We start from the raw sequence: 15,773 nt of genomic DNA on the forward strand, positions 1-15,773 counted from the left end.
ATCACCCAACAGATATCAACTCAACAAATTAATGGGTCCTGACCCTAGCCATCGTCCTGTGTGCCAGCGACGCGGTGATCGCCAATGTCGATTTCGGTCGAATGAAGTAGGAGATCGTTTTATGTCGCTCGAACTCATCAACCCAGATGATTTGCCAATTCCAGAGATGTACACACAGGTTGTCGTCGCGAAGGGATCCAAGCTGGTATTCGTCTCAGGTCAGCAGCCCGAAGACATACACGGCAAGCTCGTTGGGCATGGTGATTTTGCGGCGCAAGCGCGCCTGGCATTCGGCAATCTCGGCCGAGCGCTCAGTGCGGCAGGTGCACGGCCTGAGCAAGTTTGCAAGATCACAATCTACATTGTCGATTATAAGCGCGATGAACACGTTCCGATCATCGAAGAAGCGCAGATTTCCCTGTTTGGAGATCACAAACCAGCGAATGTGGTGGTCGGGGTAGCGATAATGTCCCCAGGCTACCTCATAGAGGTCGACGCGATAGCGGTCATTGACGAGGCCGTCGGAAGATAGCGTCGCCACAATGCGGCCCGCGTCTATACTAGGTCCGAAGCTGCAGTCGACCCGGGCCGCTGCGCACTTTTGGGCGGCACGCAGATTTTGCCTGACCCCTGTCGTGTCCCAAAACCGCTGCGCACTTTTGGGCGACATCCTTTTTGGCTGACGCATGTCGTTATCCCAAAACCGCTACGCACTTTTGGGCGACATGCGTGAAGGCGGCAAAACTTGTCTTGTCCTGCCGACCATGATAGCGAACCCCCGATTTCAATCCGGTCAGCAATGCTGCCCAGGCAAAAGGACTAAGGCTCATGGCCAGCAATGATGATGCCGCGGCAGGCGCCGCCAACGGCAACGGCAACCAGGCACAGCCCTCGCTCAACGTGCTCGCCCAGTATGTGAAGGACCTGTCCTTCGAAAGCCCCGGCGCGCCGAACTCTCTGCGTGGCCGCGACAAGGCTCCGGGCATCGCCATCAATGTCAACGTCAACGCCAATCCGCTTTCGGACAAGCAGTTTGACGTCAACCTGACCTTGAACGCCAAGGCCTCCTTCGACCAGGAAGTGCTGTTCAACGTCGAATTGGTCTATGGCGGCGTCTTCGCCATCAGCGGCTTCCCGCAGGAGCACATGCTGCCGATCCTGTTCATCGAATGCCCACGGCTGCTCTTCCCCTTCGCCCGCCAGATCATCGCCGACGCGACCCGCAACGGCGGCTTCCCGCCGCTGATGCTCGACCCGATCGATTTCGCGCAGATGTTCCAGCAGCGCATCGCCGAGGATCAGGCGGCCTCCAAGGTCCAGGTGAGCTGAGAAAGACCCCTTAGGAAGTTACGAAAGCCCGGCCTCGCGCCGGGCTTTTTGTTGGAGAGGTTGGCGGGACAGCGAAGGATCGCTACTTGCCCGGTTGTCCGCTCAACCCACAGCCACCTTCAGCCACAGCGCCTTTTCGCCCAGCGTGCCGACAAGGCCGGCATGCGCCGCACGATCGGCCTCGGTGAGGCGCGGCGGCAGGGCGATCGGCCTTGCGCCGATCGAGATGTCGATGTCGGCCACCTCGCCGGCGCCATTCACCTGCACCGCCACGGCATCGAGGATAAGGGCTGCCTGCTTGCCGCCGATGAGCTCGATATAGACCTCGGCAAGCAATTCGGAGTCGAGCAACGCGCCGTGCTTGGTGCGGCGGGTGTTGTCGATGCCGTAGCGGCGGCAAAGCGCGTCCAGCGAGTTCGGGCCCATCGGATGCTTGCGGCGCGCGAGCGCCAGCGTGTCGACGATGCGGCCGGGATCGATGGCCGGATGGTCGAGCCGGCTGAATTCGAGGTTGAGGAAGCCGATATCGAAGGTGGCGTTGTGGGCGATCAGCTTGGCGCCGTCGGTGAAGGCCAGCCACTCCTCGACGATTTCGGCGAAGGTCGGCTTGCCGATCAGGTCGGCGGCGCTGATGCCGTGCACGGCCTGCGCCTCGGCGTGAATCGCGCGGCCCTGCGGATTGATGAATTTGTGGAAGGTTCGCCCTGTCGGAAAGCGGTTGACCAGCTCGACGCCGCCGAGCTCGATGATGCGGTCGTCGCGCAAATCGAGGCCGGTGGTTTCCGTATCGAAGATGATCTCACGCATTCGAATCAATCCACTCCAGGAAGCAGAATCCTACACCGGAACAAAATGGCAATGGGCAATGCTGACGGCCTGCCGTCAGGAGCCGGCTTTGCCGGACTTTTCCCCTGAGAGTTCGGCAATGATCGCCTCGACCGCCGCACGCGCGGTATCAAAACCCTTGCCGGTGTCGACGATGAAATCCGCCTGACGGCGCTTTTCCTCGTCTGGCACCTGCTTGGCCAGGATAGCGGCGAATTTCTTCTCGCTCATGCCGGGCCGCTCCAGCACGCGGCTGCGCTGGACCTCCGCCGGCGCGGTGACGACGACCACCTTGTCGACGCGGTCACGGCCGCCGGTCTCGAACAGCAGCGGGATGTCGAGCACGGCGATCGGCGCGCCGGCGGCACGGTGCCTGGCCAAAAACGCATCGGCGTCGGCGCGCACCAGCGGATGGATGATCGCTTCCAGTGTCTTCAGCGCGGCGGGATCGCCCAGCACTTTCTCGGCCAGCCTGGCGCGATCGACCGCGCCTGCTTTTGTCGTGCCGGGAAAGGCCGCTTCGACCAGAGGTGCCGCCTTGCCGGCATAGAGACGATGCACGGTTTCGTCCGAATCATGCACCGGCACGCCGGCATCAGTGAACATCTTCGCCGTGGTCGACTTGCCCATGCCGATCGATCCGGTGAGGCCGAGCACGATCATGGCTTTGCCTATCATCAATGGACTTCCATCAATGGGCTTGGATATCGGCAACGATCATGCGCCGCAATTCCGGCGTGACCTCCGGCCTTTTGCCGAACCAGCGCTCGAAGCCGGGCACCGCCTGGTGCAGCAGCATGCCCAGCCCATCGACCGTCTTCAGGCCACGCGCCCTGGCGGCTGCTAGCAGCGGCGTTTCCAGCGGCACATAGACGATGTCGGTGACGATGGCGTGGCCGGGCAGACCCGCCGGATCGGCAACGAGGCCCTCGTTGCCATGCATGCCGAGCGCGGTGGTGTTGATGAGCAGGCCGGCATCGGCAAGCAATTCGCCGACCGCGCCGGCGCCATGCGCGGACACTCCGGCCCCGAACCGATCGGCGAGTTCCTCGGCCCTCGCCAGGGTGCGGTTGACGATGCGGATGTCGCTAACGCCACGGTCCTTCAGCGCGTGGATGACCGCGCGGGACGCACCGCCCGCACCCAGCACCACAGCCGGGCCGTTTGCCGCCCAGCCCGGTGCATGGTCATCGAGATTGCCGGCAAAGCCGAGTCCGTCGGTGTTGCCGCCCCACAACCTGCCTTCTTCCAGCCAGAGCGTGTTGACCGCGCCGATCGCCTCGGCCGCCTCGTCGCGGCGCTCGACCAGGGCGAAGGCGGCTTCCTTGTGCGGGATGGTGACGTTGCCGCCGCGGTAGCCGTTCTCGCCCAGCGATTTCAGGAACGCCGCGAAATCCTCCGGCCGAACGTCGATCGCCCGGTAGCTGCCGTCGATGCCGTATTTCGCCAGCCAGTAGCCGTGGATCCTTGGCGAGCGCGAATGCGCGATCGGATGGCCGGTGACGAAGGCCTTTTTCTCAACCATCGATCGCTCCCAGCGCGCGCAGTTCCTTGAGCAGCGGCAACAGCGGCAGGCCGACGATCGTAAAATAGTCGCCCTCGATTTTCTCGAAGAGCTGGATGCCTTCGCCCTCGATCTGATAGGCGCCGACACTGGACAGCGCCTTGGCGCCGACCCGCGCCAGGTGCCGGCCGATGAAGGCCGGGTCGAGCTTGCGCATGGTCAGGCCGGCGACCCCGACATGACGCCACAGCACCTCGCCATCGCGGCAGAGCACGGCGGCGCTGTTCAGCTGATGGGTTTTACCCGACAAAGCCAGGAGATGCCTCCGCGCGCCTTCCATTTCGGCCGGCTTGTGGAAGATTTCGTCGCCCAGCGACAGCGTCTGGTCGCAGCCGAGCACCAATGCGCCCGGCCTGCGCTCGCTGACTTCGGTCGCCTTGGCCTCGGCGAGGATGGAAGCGACGTCTTCGGGAGATACGCCGCTATCCTGCAGGGGCGCCTCGAGTGCGCGCTCGTCGACTTCCGCCGGCACCGCCTCGATGTCGAGCCCGGCATTGACGAGCATCGCCTTGCGGAACGGGCTGCCCGAAGCGAGGATGATTGTCTCGGCCATATTCTGTCACGCCATCGCGTCCCGATTTACCGGGGCATGGGTTACCTGTTCTTGCCCCGCAGGGCAACGATGGCCGCCGCCGTTTCCTCGATCGAACGCCGGCTGACATCGATCATCGGCCAGCCATGCCTGGTGCAGAGCTGGCGCGCATAGGCGAGCTCCTCGTTGATCGCGGCGCGGTCGATATAGTCGGTCGGCACATAGGCGCTGGTGTTGCCGAGGATGCGGTTTTGCCTGACGTGCGATATGCGTTCGGCCGTGGCGACGAGGCCGACGATCAGCGGCGTCTTGGCGGCGATTAGGCTTTCGGGCAGCGGCACGCCGAGCACGATCGGGATGTTGGCGGTCTTGATGCCGCGGTTGGCGAGATAGATGCTGGTCGGCGTCTTCGAGGTGCGCGAAATGCCGATGAGCACGATATCGGCGTCGTCCATATTGGCCGGCAGCTGGCCGTCGTCATGCTCCATGGTAAAGTTGAGCGCATCGATGCGGCGGAAATACTCGGCGTCGAGCACATGCTGGGCGCCGACGCGGCGGCCGGCCGGCGTGCCGAGATAGGACTGGAAGACGGCAAGCACCGGCTCCAGCACCGAAACGCAAGGCAGACCCATGGCGGCGCAGCGCTCGTCGATGCTGCGCGCCAGCTTCTGGTCGACCACCGTATAGAGAATGATGCCCGGTTCCTCCTCGATATCCTCGAAGACCTTGGCGACCTGCTTTTCCGTGCGGATCAGCGGATAGATGTGCTCGATGGCGCGCGCATCCTTGTACTGCGCGGACGCCGCGCGGCCGGCCGCCAGCAGGGTCTCGCCGGTGGCGTCGGAAATCAGATGCAGATGGAAGAAGCTCTGGGGTTTGTTCACAAGGGTCGGTTCCGGGCTGTGGGCAGATGTGGACAAGGTTGGACAGAAAGATCGCGACGTCGAAGGCGACTGTATCAGATGGTACCTTGTCCACAATTCGCCCAGCTGTAGGCTTTGTCGGGACGCTGGGGACAAAACCGGGGATCAACTTTTCTTGGGCCGCGTCGTCCACAGCGCGGAATTCGGAACAAGGATGCCAAGCCGCTGACTCTAATCGCTGAATCCGGTTCTTCCCCAGATCCCTCCAATTTGCGAATGACGCCGCGCGACAATATGCTGACTGGCCTTTTCGAGCGACAGACGGGACAGGTCGCAACCACCACAACCAACAGACTCTTAGAATCAGAAGACTCTTTTAAAATAGATATTTGATTTAAGAGACCTGGCGCATGACCCCGAACCGAAGGCTCGGAAAGGATCATGCGTCAGATAAAGTGCTACAGCGTCCTTTGCGCGTCTTAGGACGCGCGGCGCTGTAGAGAGAGGGCGAGCACTGGATGGCTGGGAAACGGATCATGCTGGACGTCCTCAAGGGCAATGCGGTTTCGCCGCCGCCGCTCTGGATGATGCGTCAGGCAGGCCGCTATCTCCCGGAATACCGCGAGACCCGGAAGCGGGCCGGATCCTTTCTCGACCTCTGCTACGATCCCGACCTTGCCGTCGAAGTGACGCTGCAGCCGATCGAGCGCTTCGGCTTCGATGCCTCGATCCTGTTCTCCGACATTCTCGTCGTGCCCAATGCGCTGGGCCGGGAAGTCCGCTTCGAAGAGGGACATGGGCCGATCCTGAAGCCGATTGCGGCGGCCGAGATTTCAGCGCTCAACAGCGAAACGTTTCACGTGAATCTCGAACCGGTCTATGAGACCGTCCGACGGCTGCGCGCAAAGCTGCCCGATCAGACGACCCTCATCGGCTTTTGCGGCGCGCCCTGGACGGTCGCGACCTATATGATCGCCGGCCACGGCACGCCGGATCAGGGACCGGCGCGGCTCTTCGCCTATCGCGAACCGGAGGCCTTCGCACGGCTTCTGAAGATACTGGCCGACCACTCGGCCGCCTATCTCATCCGTCAGATCGAGGCCGGCGCCGATGTGGTGCAGATTTTCGACTCCTGGTCGGGCGTTCTCGATGAACCGTCCTTTGAGGCGTTTTGCGTCGAGCCCGTTGCCGAGATCGTGCGGCAGGTGAAGGCGGCGCACCCGGATATCCCGGTGATCGGGTTTCCGAAGGGCGCCGGCGAGCGCTATCGCGATTACAGGGAAAAGACGGGGATCACCGGTCTTGGCCTCGACTGGACCGTGCCGCTGTCGATGGCGAAGGAACTGCAGGGCGAAGGCGCGGTGCAGGGCAATCTCGATCCGCTTCGCCTGGTCGCCGGTGGCAAGGCGCTGGCCGACGGCGTCGATGCCATCCTTCGCATGCTGGGCGATGGGCCGCTGATCTTCAATCTCGGCCATGGCATCACGCCGGAAACGCCGGTGGCGCATGTCGAGGCCATGGTGAAAATGGTGAGGAGTCACCGATGACCGACACGACCAACGAGAACAGCGCCGGCCAGGCGATGAAGCGCATGGTGATCGGCATCGTCGTTCTCGTCGTGTTGACGGCGCTGCTCTATTTCGTGGCGCCCGACAGTTTCTATCCATGGGCGAAGGCAATCCACGTCGTTGCCGTCATCTCCTGGATGGCCGGCATGCTCTATCTGCCGCGGCTCTTCGTCTACCACGTCGATGCCGAGAAAGGCTCCGTGCAATCCGAGACCTTCAAGGTGATGGAGCGCCGGCTGCTGAGGGGGATCATCAATCCGGCGATGATCGTCACCTGGGTGTTCGGGCTTTGGCTGGCCTGGAAGGGTTTCGACTTTCAGGGCGGTTGGCTGCACGCCAAGATCGCGGCGGTGCTTCTGCTTTCGGGGCTTCACGGCTATCTCGCCGGCGCGGTGCGGAAATTTGCCGAGGACAAGAACGAAAAGCCTGCCAGGCACTGGCGGATCGTCAACGAGATCCCCACATTGCTCATGATCGTCATCGTCATCCTGGTCGTCGTGAAGCCGTTCTGAGGCTCGAACGACCCCGCAAAAGGCGGCTTGCTCTTTCAGGCGACCGACGATAAAAGACGGGTCTTCCTTCCCGTCATGCGCCGCCCCTTTCTCGCTTTCGGCCGCGCCCGGCATTTGTCGTATCCAGCCGATTTTTTCTCCCCAAAGCCTACCCAGAGTCCATCTAATGCAAGAAATGAAACTCGCAGAGTTCAAGAACAAAAAGCCGCCGGAGCTGATCGCTTATGCCGAATCGCTCGAGGTGGAGAACGCCAGCGTCATGCGGAAGCAGGAGCTGATGTTCGCGATCCTGAAGAAACTCGCCACCCAGGACGTCGAGATCATCGGCGAAGGCGTGGTCGAGGTACTGCAGGACGGTTTCGGCTTCCTGCGCTCGGCCAACGCCAATTACCTGCCAGGTCCCGACGACATCTATATCTCGCCGTCGCAAATCAGGCGTTTTTCGCTCAAGACCGGCGATACGGTCGAGGGACCGATCCGCAGCCCGAAAGAGGGCGAGCGTTACTTCGCGCTGCTCAAGGTCAATACCATCAATTTCGACGACCCGGAGAAGATCCGGCACAAGATCCACTTCGACAATCTGACGCCGCTCTACCCGACATCGCGGCTGAAGATGGAGGTCGACAATCCGACCAGCAAGGACATCTCACCCCGCGTGATCGACCTGGTCGCGCCGATCGGGAAGGGACAGCGCGCGTTGATCAACGCGCAGCCGCGTACCGGCAAGACGGTTCTCATGCAGAACATCGCCCACTCGATCACCGCCAACCATCCGGAATGCTACCTGATCGTGCTTCTGATCGACGAGCGCCCGGAGGAAGTGACCGACATGCAGCGCTCGGTGAAGGGCGAGGTGATCTCCTCGACCTTCGACGAGCCGGCGGCGCGCCATGTGCAGGTCGCCGAAATGGTGATCGAGAAAGCCAAGCGCCTGGTCGAACATGGCCGCGATGTCGTCATCCTGCTCGATTCGATCACGCGCCTCGGCCGCGCCTACAACACCGTGGTGCCGTCATCCGGCAAGGTGCTGACCGGCGGTGTCGACGCCAATGCGCTGCAGCGCCCGAAGCGCTTCTTCGGCGCCGCCCGTAATATCGAGGAAGGCGGCTCGCTCACCATCATCGCCACTGCGCTGATCGACACCGGCAGCCGCATGGACGAAGTCATCTTCGAAGAGTTCAAGGGCACCGGCAACTGTGAAATCCAGCTCGATCGCAAGGTGGCCGACAAGCGCATCTACCCGGCGATGGACATCCTCAAATCCGGTACCCGCAAGGAAGACCTTTTGGTGCCACGCGCGGACCTGCAGAAGATCTTCGTGCTGCGCCGGATTCTCGCGCCGATGGGAACGACCGACGCGATCGAGTTCCTCATCGACAAGCTCAAGCAAACCAAGACCAACGCCGACTTCTTCGATTCGATGAATACGTGATTGGCCTATCCTCGCCCTTGTGGGGAGGGTCGATCCGCGACGCGGAGCGGAGTGGGGGTTCATGGACTCTTTCGCGCGACCCCACCCCGGCTTACGATCTTCGCTTTGCTGCAATCGTAAGCCGATCCTTCCCACAACGGGGCGGGTGGGTGCTCTACCCCCGCCGCAACAGCTTCTCCAACTCACCTGGCTCCGTAACCGCCGGCAGGCACACTTGCCCGCTGCAGAACCAGGCGCCCGGCTTGTCCGTCGGCGGCAGCACGCCACCCGGTAGAAGCGGTTGATTCGCTTCCGTACCGATCGGCACGACAATGTCGACCCGGCGCGGATCGGGATATCGATTCGCGGCCGGAACGAGACCGGGAGACTCTGGCCTATCTATAATGACGAGCTTCAGCGGTTCGAGCGCCAGCGCGCAGGCGTTGACGATGCCGGCTTGGCTGTAGGCCTGTTGCGCGGCGCGACCCATGGCATGCTCGGCGGTCGTCCAGGCCTTTTCCCAAAACTCGGGATCGCCGGTGAGCGAAGCGAGCCGCACCAACGCTTCGACGATCTGGCTGGTGGCCGAAGGGATCGCCTCGTCGACGTCACCGCGGATGCGGATCAGCACGTCGGCGCTGTCGGATGCCGTCAGATAATAGCCGGATTTTTCGCTGTCCTGATGCCAGCGGTCGAGCTCGGCGATGAACCGTCGGGCGCGGCCCGAGTAGGCCACATCTCCGGTCGCCTCGAACAGCGCGATCGCGGCATTGGTCATGGCGGCATAGTCGTTCGACAACGCCGGAAAGAGTTTTTTCTCACCCAGCATCGAATGCGGCAGGCGGCCATCCCGGCTGGCATCGACGATATGGGCAAAGGCTTTGGCCGCTGCCTCGATCCAATCAGGCTGGGCGAGAGCGCGTCCGGCTTCCGCCAGTGCTGCGATCGTCAGGCCGTTCCAATCGGTGAGTGCCTTGCCGTCGCGGCCCGGCCTGACCCGCTTTTCACGCACTGTCAGCAGTTTCGCTTTCAGCGGCGCAAGCTCGGCGTAGTCGGCGACGCCTTGGCGCTGCTGTGGTTCGCTCTGGCGGATGATCGGCTTGCCTTCCCAGCCATGCGGGGCGGCCAGCTCGAAATATCGGAAGAACGCGGCCGAATCGCCGTCGAGCGCGGCTTCGACCTCGTCCTTGCTCCAAGTGTAGAAGAGCCCCTCCTCGCCGTCGCTGTCGGCATCGAGGCTGGCGGCGAAGGCGTCACCATCGACTCGCATCTCGCGCAGCAGCCAGGCGACGGTCTCTTCGATTCGTATCCGGAACAAGTCGTTGCCGGTAGCGGCATAGGCCCAGTTGCACATGCGGATGAGCTGGGCGTTGTCGTAAAGCATCTTCTCGAAATGCGGCACAAGCCATTCGGCGTCGGTCGAATAGCGGCTGAGGCCGCCGCCGACGTGGTCATAGATGCCGCCGGCAAGCATCTTTTCCAGACTGAGCAGCACTGCGTCGCGATGCGCGGTCTGGCCGTCGCGCAGCCAGGACAGCCAGAGACTATGCATGAAGGGCGCGTTGGGGAATTTCGGCGCGCCGCGCAAGCCGCCGAGGTCGCGATCGATCATGCTGTCGATACGGTTGCTGAGATCGGTAAGCGTGTCGCGGTCGAGCACCGCCTTGCCTTGCGCACCGGCCAGCCGTTGCTCGACATGGGCCGTCAGACCGTCCGCGCTTTCGGCGAGGCTTTGCTGCTTTTCGCGCCAGGCCTTGTCGACCGCTTCCAGCACCTGGACGAAGCCCGGCCGGCCATAGCGCGCCTCGCGTGGAAAATAGGTGCCGCCCCAGAAAGGCTTGCCGTCGGGCGTGAGGAACATGGTTAGCGGCCAGCCGCCCTGCTCGCCCATGGCATGCAGCGCCGCCATATAGATCTGGTCGATGTCCGGGCGCTCCTCGCGATCGACCTTGATATTGACGAAGAGCCGGTTCATGACGGCGGCAGCGGCGTCGTTCTCGAAGCTTTCATGCGCCATGACATGGCACCAGTGGCAGGCGGCATAGCCGATGGAGAGCAGGATCGGCCGTCCGAGTTCCTTGGCTTCGGCAAGGGCGTCCGGCGACCAGCCCCGCCAGTGCACGGGATTGTCGCTGTGCTGCTGCAGATAGGGGCTCGCCTCTTCGGCAAGCAGGTTTCGCGCGGGCAAGGTCACGATGGGCGGCTCGGCTTGGTTGATGAGCAATGCAATTCCGCGAAAGCTGCGGCTTCCGTGCGGAACGGCACCTGAAAGAAGATACCTAGGGTGGTTCGGCGGGTCGGGCAAATGGTAACTTCGAAGGATTCGATCGTGGCGCTGTCGAGCGGCCGGCTGCCCGCCGGCATTGCCGTGATCCGTATTTCCGGCCCGAAGACTCGATTCGTGGTCGAAACGATCGCCGGCGGCACGGTTAAGGATCGGTTTACCACGTTGCGCAAGCTGAAGGCGCCCGACGGCTCGGTCATCGATCAAGGCCTTGTCCTGTTCTTTCCGAGGCCCGGCAGCTTCACCGGCGAGGACGTTGCCGAGTTCCATGTCCACGGCAGCCGCGCCGTCGCTGCGAAAATGCTGGAAACGATCACCGGCTTCGAAGGTGTCAGACATGCCGAGCCCGGCGAATTCACCCGGCGCGCTTTCCTTAACGGGAAACTCGATCTGGTCGAGACGGAAGCATTGGCTGACCTCGTCAATGCCGAGACTGAAGCCCAGCGCCGCTTCGCCGTGCGCAATGCCGAAGGGGCGCAAAGCGCGCTCTATTCGGGATGGCGCCGGCGGCTGATCCATGCGCGGGCCATGATCGAGGCCGAGATCGACTTCGCCGATGAAGAGGACGTGCCGGGCTCCGTGTCCGACGCGGTTTGGGCCGACGTAGCGGCGATGATCGCGGAGATCGAACGGCACATCCAGGGTTTCAAGGCCGCCGAGATCATCCGCGACGGTTTTGAGGTCGTCATCCTCGGCGCGCCGAATGCCGGAAAATCCAGCCTGTTCAACGCGCTCGCCCGGCGTGAGGCGGCGATCGTCACCGACGAGCCGGGCACCACGCGCGACCTGCTTGAGGTGGTCCTGGATCTCAACGGGATGCGGGTGCGGATCGTGGATACGGCAGGCTTGCGAGAATCCGCCGGCAAGGTGGAGACGATCGGCATCGAACGGGCGCGCGCCAAGGCGGGCGGCGCCGACCTTGTCCTGCTGCTCGAGGACATGATCGATCCGCAGCCCGTGGGCGAGGTTCCGACAGGCGTTCCGTTGCTGAAGATCGGCACGAAGGCCGATATCGAGGGCGCGCGCAAAGGGATCTATGACATGGTCATTTCCTCCAGGGACGGTTCCGGGCTTTCCGGCCTTCTGGATGAAATTGCGCGGCGCGCGGCTGCTGCCATCGGAGACGCCGGCGATGTCCTGCCGTCCAGGCTGCGCCATGTCGAGTTGCTGAAGGAATCGAAGGATTTTCTCATCGCAGCCGCTTCGGGATCGAGACAGGAGTTGCGCGCGGAGGAACTGCGGCTGGCAACCGATCGGCTCGGGCGGATCGTCGGCGCGGTCGATGTCGAGGACATGCTCGACGTCATCTTTTCGCAGTTCTGCATCGGTAAGTGATTCACGTGAAACACGGAACAGGACACGGCATGGCTGATTCACGTGAAACACCGGCGCGATGTGTCGGACATGTGTTTCACGTGAAACGAGTCCGGCCTTCGTCCTTGACAGCGAAGGCCGCCGGGGACATGTGTCGGGCAATCTCTGAAACCGGATTCTCGAAATGACCAATCACTATGATGTGGTGGTGGTAGGCGGTGGCCATGCCGGCTGCGAAGCGGCCAGTGCCGCCGCGCGCGCCGGGGCCAGGACGGCACTGGTGACGCTGCGTTTCGACACGATCGGCGTCATGTCCTGCAACCCGGCGATCGGCGGTCTCGGCAAGGGACATCTCGTGCGCGAGATCGACGCCATGGACGGGCTGATGGGGCGCATCGCCGATGCCGCGGGCATCCAGTTCCGTTTGCTCAACCGTCGCAAGGGCCCCGCCGTGCGCGGACCGCGCACCCAGGCCGACCGCAAGCTCTATCGCCTCGCCATGCAAACCGCGATTTGTGAGCAGGCCGATCTCGACGTGGTCGAAGGCGAGGTGCTCGATCTCGAGATTGAAGACGGGCAGGTTGTTGCCGTGCTGGTTTCGGGCGATAGGCGCCTCGCCTGCGGCGCCGTGGTGCTGACCACCGGCACTTTCCTGCGTGGGCTGATCCATATCGGCGAGAAGAAGATCGTCGCTGGCCGCATGAACGAGCAGGCGAGCGTGGGTTTGTCGGCGACTATGAGCCGCGCGGGCTTCAAGCTTGGACGGCTCAAGACGGGCACGCCCCCTCGCCTCGACGGCCGCACCATTGACTGGGCGGCGCTGGAGAGCCAGGCGGCGGACGAGGATCCGGTGCCCTTCTCACTGATGACCGACCGAATCGCCAACCCGCAGATACATTGCGGTATCACGCGCACCTCGACGGCGACGCATGAGTTGATTCGCCTCAATCTTGGCCGTTCAGCGATGTATTCCGGCTCGATCGAAGGTGTCGGCCCGCGCTACTGTCCTTCGATCGAGGACAAGATCGTCAAGTTCGGCGATCGCGAAGGCCACCAGATCTTCCTCGAGCCGGAAGGCCTCGACGACGACACCGTCTATCCGAACGGCATCTCGACCTCGCTGCCGGAAGACGTGCAACTCGACATTCTGAAGACGATCCCCGGGCTGGAAAAGGCGACGATGCTGCAGCCGGGTTATGCGATCGAATACGACCACGTCGACCCGCGCGAGCTCAAGACGACGCTGGAGGCTAAGCGTGTCGGGGGCCTGTTCCTGGCCGGGCAGATCAACGGCACGACCGGGTACGAAGAGGCCGGCGCGCAGGGTCTGCTCGCGGGGGTCAACGCTGCGCGCAAGGCATCGGGAGGCGATCCGGTCCTGCTCAGCCGCACCGAAGCCTATATGGGCGTGATGGTCGACGATCTGACCAGCCGCGGCATCGCCGAGCCTTATCGCATGTTCACCTCGCGGGCCGAGTTCCGGCTTTCGCTGCGCGCCGACAATGCCGACGAGCGGTTGACGCCGCTGGCCGACCGGCTAGGGATCGCCTCGTCGGAGCGCATGCAGCGATTCGATGAGATGGCGAGCAAGCTCGACCATGCCCGCGCTCTGGCAAAGGCGATCACCTTTACGCCGAACGAAGCGGCGCGGCACGGGCTGGAGATCAACAAGGATGGGGTGCGTCGCTCGGCCTACGATCTGCTGGCGCATCCGGGCGTCGACATTGCCTGGCTGACCCGTGTCGAGCCTCGTTTCACCGAGCTTGGCGCCAAGACGGCGGAACGGCTCGAGACGGAAGCGAAATATTCCGTCTATCTTGAACGTCAGCAGACCGATGTCGCGCAAATAAGGCATGAGGAGTCGCGGCTTATTCCTGAGAGCATCGACTTCTCCGAAGTGCCTGGCCTCTCCAACGAGCTGAAGCAGAAGATGAAGATGCGTCAGCCGCGCTCGATCGCCGATGCGCAGCGCATGGAAGGCATGACGCCGGCGGCGCTCGCGATCATCGTCGCCCATGTCCGCAATGCCGAGCTCGCTGCGCGAAGGTCGGTGGCGTGAGCGCCGATCGCTTGGGCGCTGATGGTTGGGGCGCCGATGGCTGGGAAGACCTGCGGAAGGCGGCGGGGCCGGTTTCACGTGAAACATTCGAGCGGCTGCAGGCCTTCGAACGGCTCTTCCAGAAATGGAACCGCAGCATCAATCTGGCGGCGCCGTCGACGCTGGACGATGTCTGGCGTCGCCACATCCTGGATAGCGCCCAGCTTGCCCGAATCGCACCCGCGGCAATGCGCTGGGTCGATCTCGGCTCCGGCGGCGGCTTTCCCGGACTGGTGCTGGCCTTCCTGCTTGTTGAGCGCCCGGCCGCCTCGATCGACCTCGTCGAGAGCAACCGCAAGAAGGCCTCGTTCCTGCAATCGGTCATCGGCCAGTTCGATCTGCCGGCGCGTGTCCTCGCGCGACGGATCGATGACAGCTATCCTCTTGTTTCTGCGCCGGAAATCGTGACGGCGCGGGCACTGGCGGCGCTTCCGGACCTGCTCGATCTGTCCGCGCCCTGGCTGAGCAAAGGGGCGCGCGGGCTTTTCCACAAAGGCCGGGATTACCGCGCCGAAGTGGAAGAAAGCGCTCACCGCTGGGCCTTCGATCTGGTAGAACATCCGAGCATGACCGACGCTCATGGCGTCGTCCTGGAAATCACCGATCTGCGCCCGGCGACCCGCAATGAATTACTGGCATAAACCCATGAAAACTGGACCGCGTATCATCACAGTCGCCAACCAGAAGGGCGGCGTCGGCAAGACGACGACGGCCATCAACCTGGCCACGGCGCTGGCCGCGATCGGCGAGCGCGTGCTGATCGTCGACCTCGATCCGCAGGGCAATGCCAGCACCGGGCTGGGCATCGACCGCAAGGACCGCACCGTCTCGTCTTACGATGTGCTGACCGGCGAGCTGGGGCTGGAAGCGGCCGCGGTGCCGACCGCGGTGCCGGGCTTGTCCATCGTTCCCTCGACGCTCGACCTGCTCGGCATCGAGATGGAGATCGCCTCGGCACCCGATCGCGTGCTCAGGCTGCGCAACGCGCTGCGCGCCGCCGCCGAACGCGCGGCGCCGTTCGGCTATGTGCTGATCGATTGCCCGCCTTCGCTCAACCTTTTGACTTTGAATTCAATGGCGGCGGCCGATTCCGTTCTCGTTCCGCTGCAATGCGAGTTCTTCGCGCTTGAAGGTCTCAGCCAATTGCTCGAAACGGTCGAGCAGGTGCGCCGTACCATCAATCCGGATCTCACCATCCAAGGCATCGTGCTCACCATGTATGACGGCCGCAACAACCTCGCCAACCAGGTGGTGCAGGATGTGCGCACCCATATGGGCGACAAGGTCTACGAGACCATCATACCGCGCAATGTGCGCGTTTCCGAAGCGCCCTCCTACGGCAAGCCGGCGATCCTCTACGATCTCAAATGCTCGGGCAGCCAAGCCTATCTGCAGCTCGCTTCCGAGGTGATCCGCCGCGAGCGCAAGCTGCGCGCGGCCTGAGCGGCGCGACAGGCCGAATTCCATTAACGA

At 63.1% G+C, this 15,773-nt stretch carries 15 protein-coding genes; 9 read left to right on the forward strand and 6 right to left on the reverse strand.

The window, feature by feature from the left end:
- Positions 1–121: 121 nt before the first annotated feature.
- Positions 122–532, forward strand: a complete 411-nt coding sequence (locus AU465_RS27720) for a RidA family protein (protein ID WP_192255268.1) — start codon at positions 122–124, stop codon at positions 530–532.
- A 296-nt stretch (positions 533–828) separates the two neighbouring features.
- The gene (secB, locus tag AU465_RS27725) at positions 829–1,329 is read left to right on the forward strand and encodes a protein-export chaperone SecB (RefSeq protein ID WP_059189571.1); all 501 of its coding nucleotides are present in this window, start codon (positions 829–831) and stop codon (positions 1,327–1,329) included.
- A 102-nt stretch (positions 1,330–1,431) separates the two neighbouring features.
- Here the strand turns inward: secB and dnaQ are convergent, their stop codons facing one another.
- The 5 genes from dnaQ to AU465_RS27750 all read right to left on the reverse strand — a co-directional run bounded on the left by dnaQ (position 1,432) and on the right by AU465_RS27750 (position 5,134).
- Positions 1,432–2,136: a DNA polymerase III subunit epsilon gene (gene dnaQ, locus AU465_RS27730; protein ID WP_192255270.1), complete on the reverse strand. Its 705-nt coding sequence runs from the start codon at positions 2,134–2,136 to the stop codon at positions 1,432–1,434.
- A 75-nt stretch (positions 2,137–2,211) separates the two neighbouring features.
- The gene (coaE, locus tag AU465_RS27735) at positions 2,212–2,817 is read right to left on the reverse strand and encodes a dephospho-CoA kinase (protein WP_192255413.1); all 606 of its coding nucleotides are present in this window, start codon (positions 2,815–2,817) and stop codon (positions 2,212–2,214) included.
- A 28-nt stretch (positions 2,818–2,845) separates the two neighbouring features.
- Positions 2,846–3,679: a shikimate dehydrogenase gene (locus tag AU465_RS27740; protein ID WP_192255272.1), complete on the reverse strand. Its 834-nt coding sequence runs from the start codon at positions 3,677–3,679 to the stop codon at positions 2,846–2,848.
- A complete protein-coding gene (locus AU465_RS27745; protein WP_192255274.1) occupies positions 3,672–4,271 on the reverse strand; it encodes a Maf-like protein in 600 nt (199 codons plus the stop codon). The genes AU465_RS27740 and AU465_RS27745 overlap by 8 nt, the downstream gene beginning before the upstream one ends.
- Positions 4,272–4,312: 41 nt before the next feature.
- Positions 4,313–5,134, reverse strand: a complete 822-nt coding sequence (locus tag AU465_RS27750; RefSeq protein ID WP_127427036.1) for a pyruvate, water dikinase regulatory protein — start codon at positions 5,132–5,134, stop codon at positions 4,313–4,315.
- A gap of 497 nt (positions 5,135–5,631) precedes the next feature.
- Between AU465_RS27750 and hemE the strand changes: the two genes are divergently transcribed.
- From hemE to rho, 3 genes are all read left to right on the forward strand, one after another.
- Positions 5,632–6,660, forward strand: coding sequence for a uroporphyrinogen decarboxylase (gene hemE / locus AU465_RS27755; protein ID WP_192255276.1), 1,029 nt, complete (start codon positions 5,632–5,634; stop codon positions 6,658–6,660).
- The gene (hemJ, locus tag AU465_RS27760; RefSeq protein WP_192255278.1) at positions 6,657–7,193 is read left to right on the forward strand and encodes a protoporphyrinogen oxidase HemJ; all 537 of its coding nucleotides are present in this window, start codon (positions 6,657–6,659) and stop codon (positions 7,191–7,193) included. Before hemE ends, hemJ begins: the two co-directional genes overlap by 4 nt.
- 166 nt (positions 7,194–7,359) lie before the next feature.
- Positions 7,360–8,625, forward strand: a complete 1,266-nt coding sequence (gene rho / locus AU465_RS27765; RefSeq protein ID WP_192255280.1) for a transcription termination factor Rho — start codon at positions 7,360–7,362, stop codon at positions 8,623–8,625.
- 154 nt (positions 8,626–8,779) lie between these two features.
- On the opposite strand, the gene AU465_RS27770 is transcribed toward rho, so the two are convergent.
- Complete coding sequence (locus AU465_RS27770) at positions 8,780–10,798, reverse strand: thioredoxin domain-containing protein (RefSeq protein ID WP_192255415.1); 2,019 nt, start codon at positions 10,796–10,798, stop codon at positions 8,780–8,782.
- A 111-nt stretch (positions 10,799–10,909) separates the two neighbouring features.
- Between AU465_RS27770 and mnmE the strand changes: the two genes are divergently transcribed.
- The 4 genes from mnmE to AU465_RS27790 all read left to right on the forward strand — a co-directional run bounded on the left by mnmE (position 10,910) and on the right by AU465_RS27790 (position 15,743).
- Positions 10,910–12,223: a tRNA uridine-5-carboxymethylaminomethyl(34) synthesis GTPase MnmE gene (gene mnmE / locus AU465_RS27775; RefSeq protein ID WP_192255282.1), complete on the forward strand. Its 1,314-nt coding sequence runs from the start codon at positions 10,910–10,912 to the stop codon at positions 12,221–12,223.
- Between the two features lie 163 nt (positions 12,224–12,386).
- Positions 12,387–14,261 (forward strand): tRNA uridine-5-carboxymethylaminomethyl(34) synthesis enzyme MnmG, encoded by a 1,875-nt coding sequence (gene mnmG, locus AU465_RS27780; RefSeq protein ID WP_192255284.1) that lies wholly within the window; start codon positions 12,387–12,389, stop codon positions 14,259–14,261.
- The gene (rsmG, locus tag AU465_RS27785) at positions 14,258–14,941 is read left to right on the forward strand and encodes a 16S rRNA (guanine(527)-N(7))-methyltransferase RsmG (protein ID WP_376774911.1); all 684 of its coding nucleotides are present in this window, start codon (positions 14,258–14,260) and stop codon (positions 14,939–14,941) included. Before mnmG ends, rsmG begins: the two co-directional genes overlap by 4 nt.
- A gap of 4 nt (positions 14,942–14,945) precedes the next feature.
- Positions 14,946–15,743 carry a ParA family protein gene (locus tag AU465_RS27790; RefSeq protein ID WP_192255286.1) on the forward strand — a complete coding sequence of 266 codons (798 nt, stop codon included), beginning with the start codon at positions 14,946–14,948 and terminating at the stop codon, positions 15,741–15,743.
- The last annotated feature ends 30 nt before the right edge of the window (positions 15,744–15,773 follow it).

The organism is Mesorhizobium silamurunense (assembly GCF_014843905.1).
GTDB lineage: Bacteria > Pseudomonadota > Alphaproteobacteria > Rhizobiales > Rhizobiaceae > Mesorhizobium > Mesorhizobium silamurunense.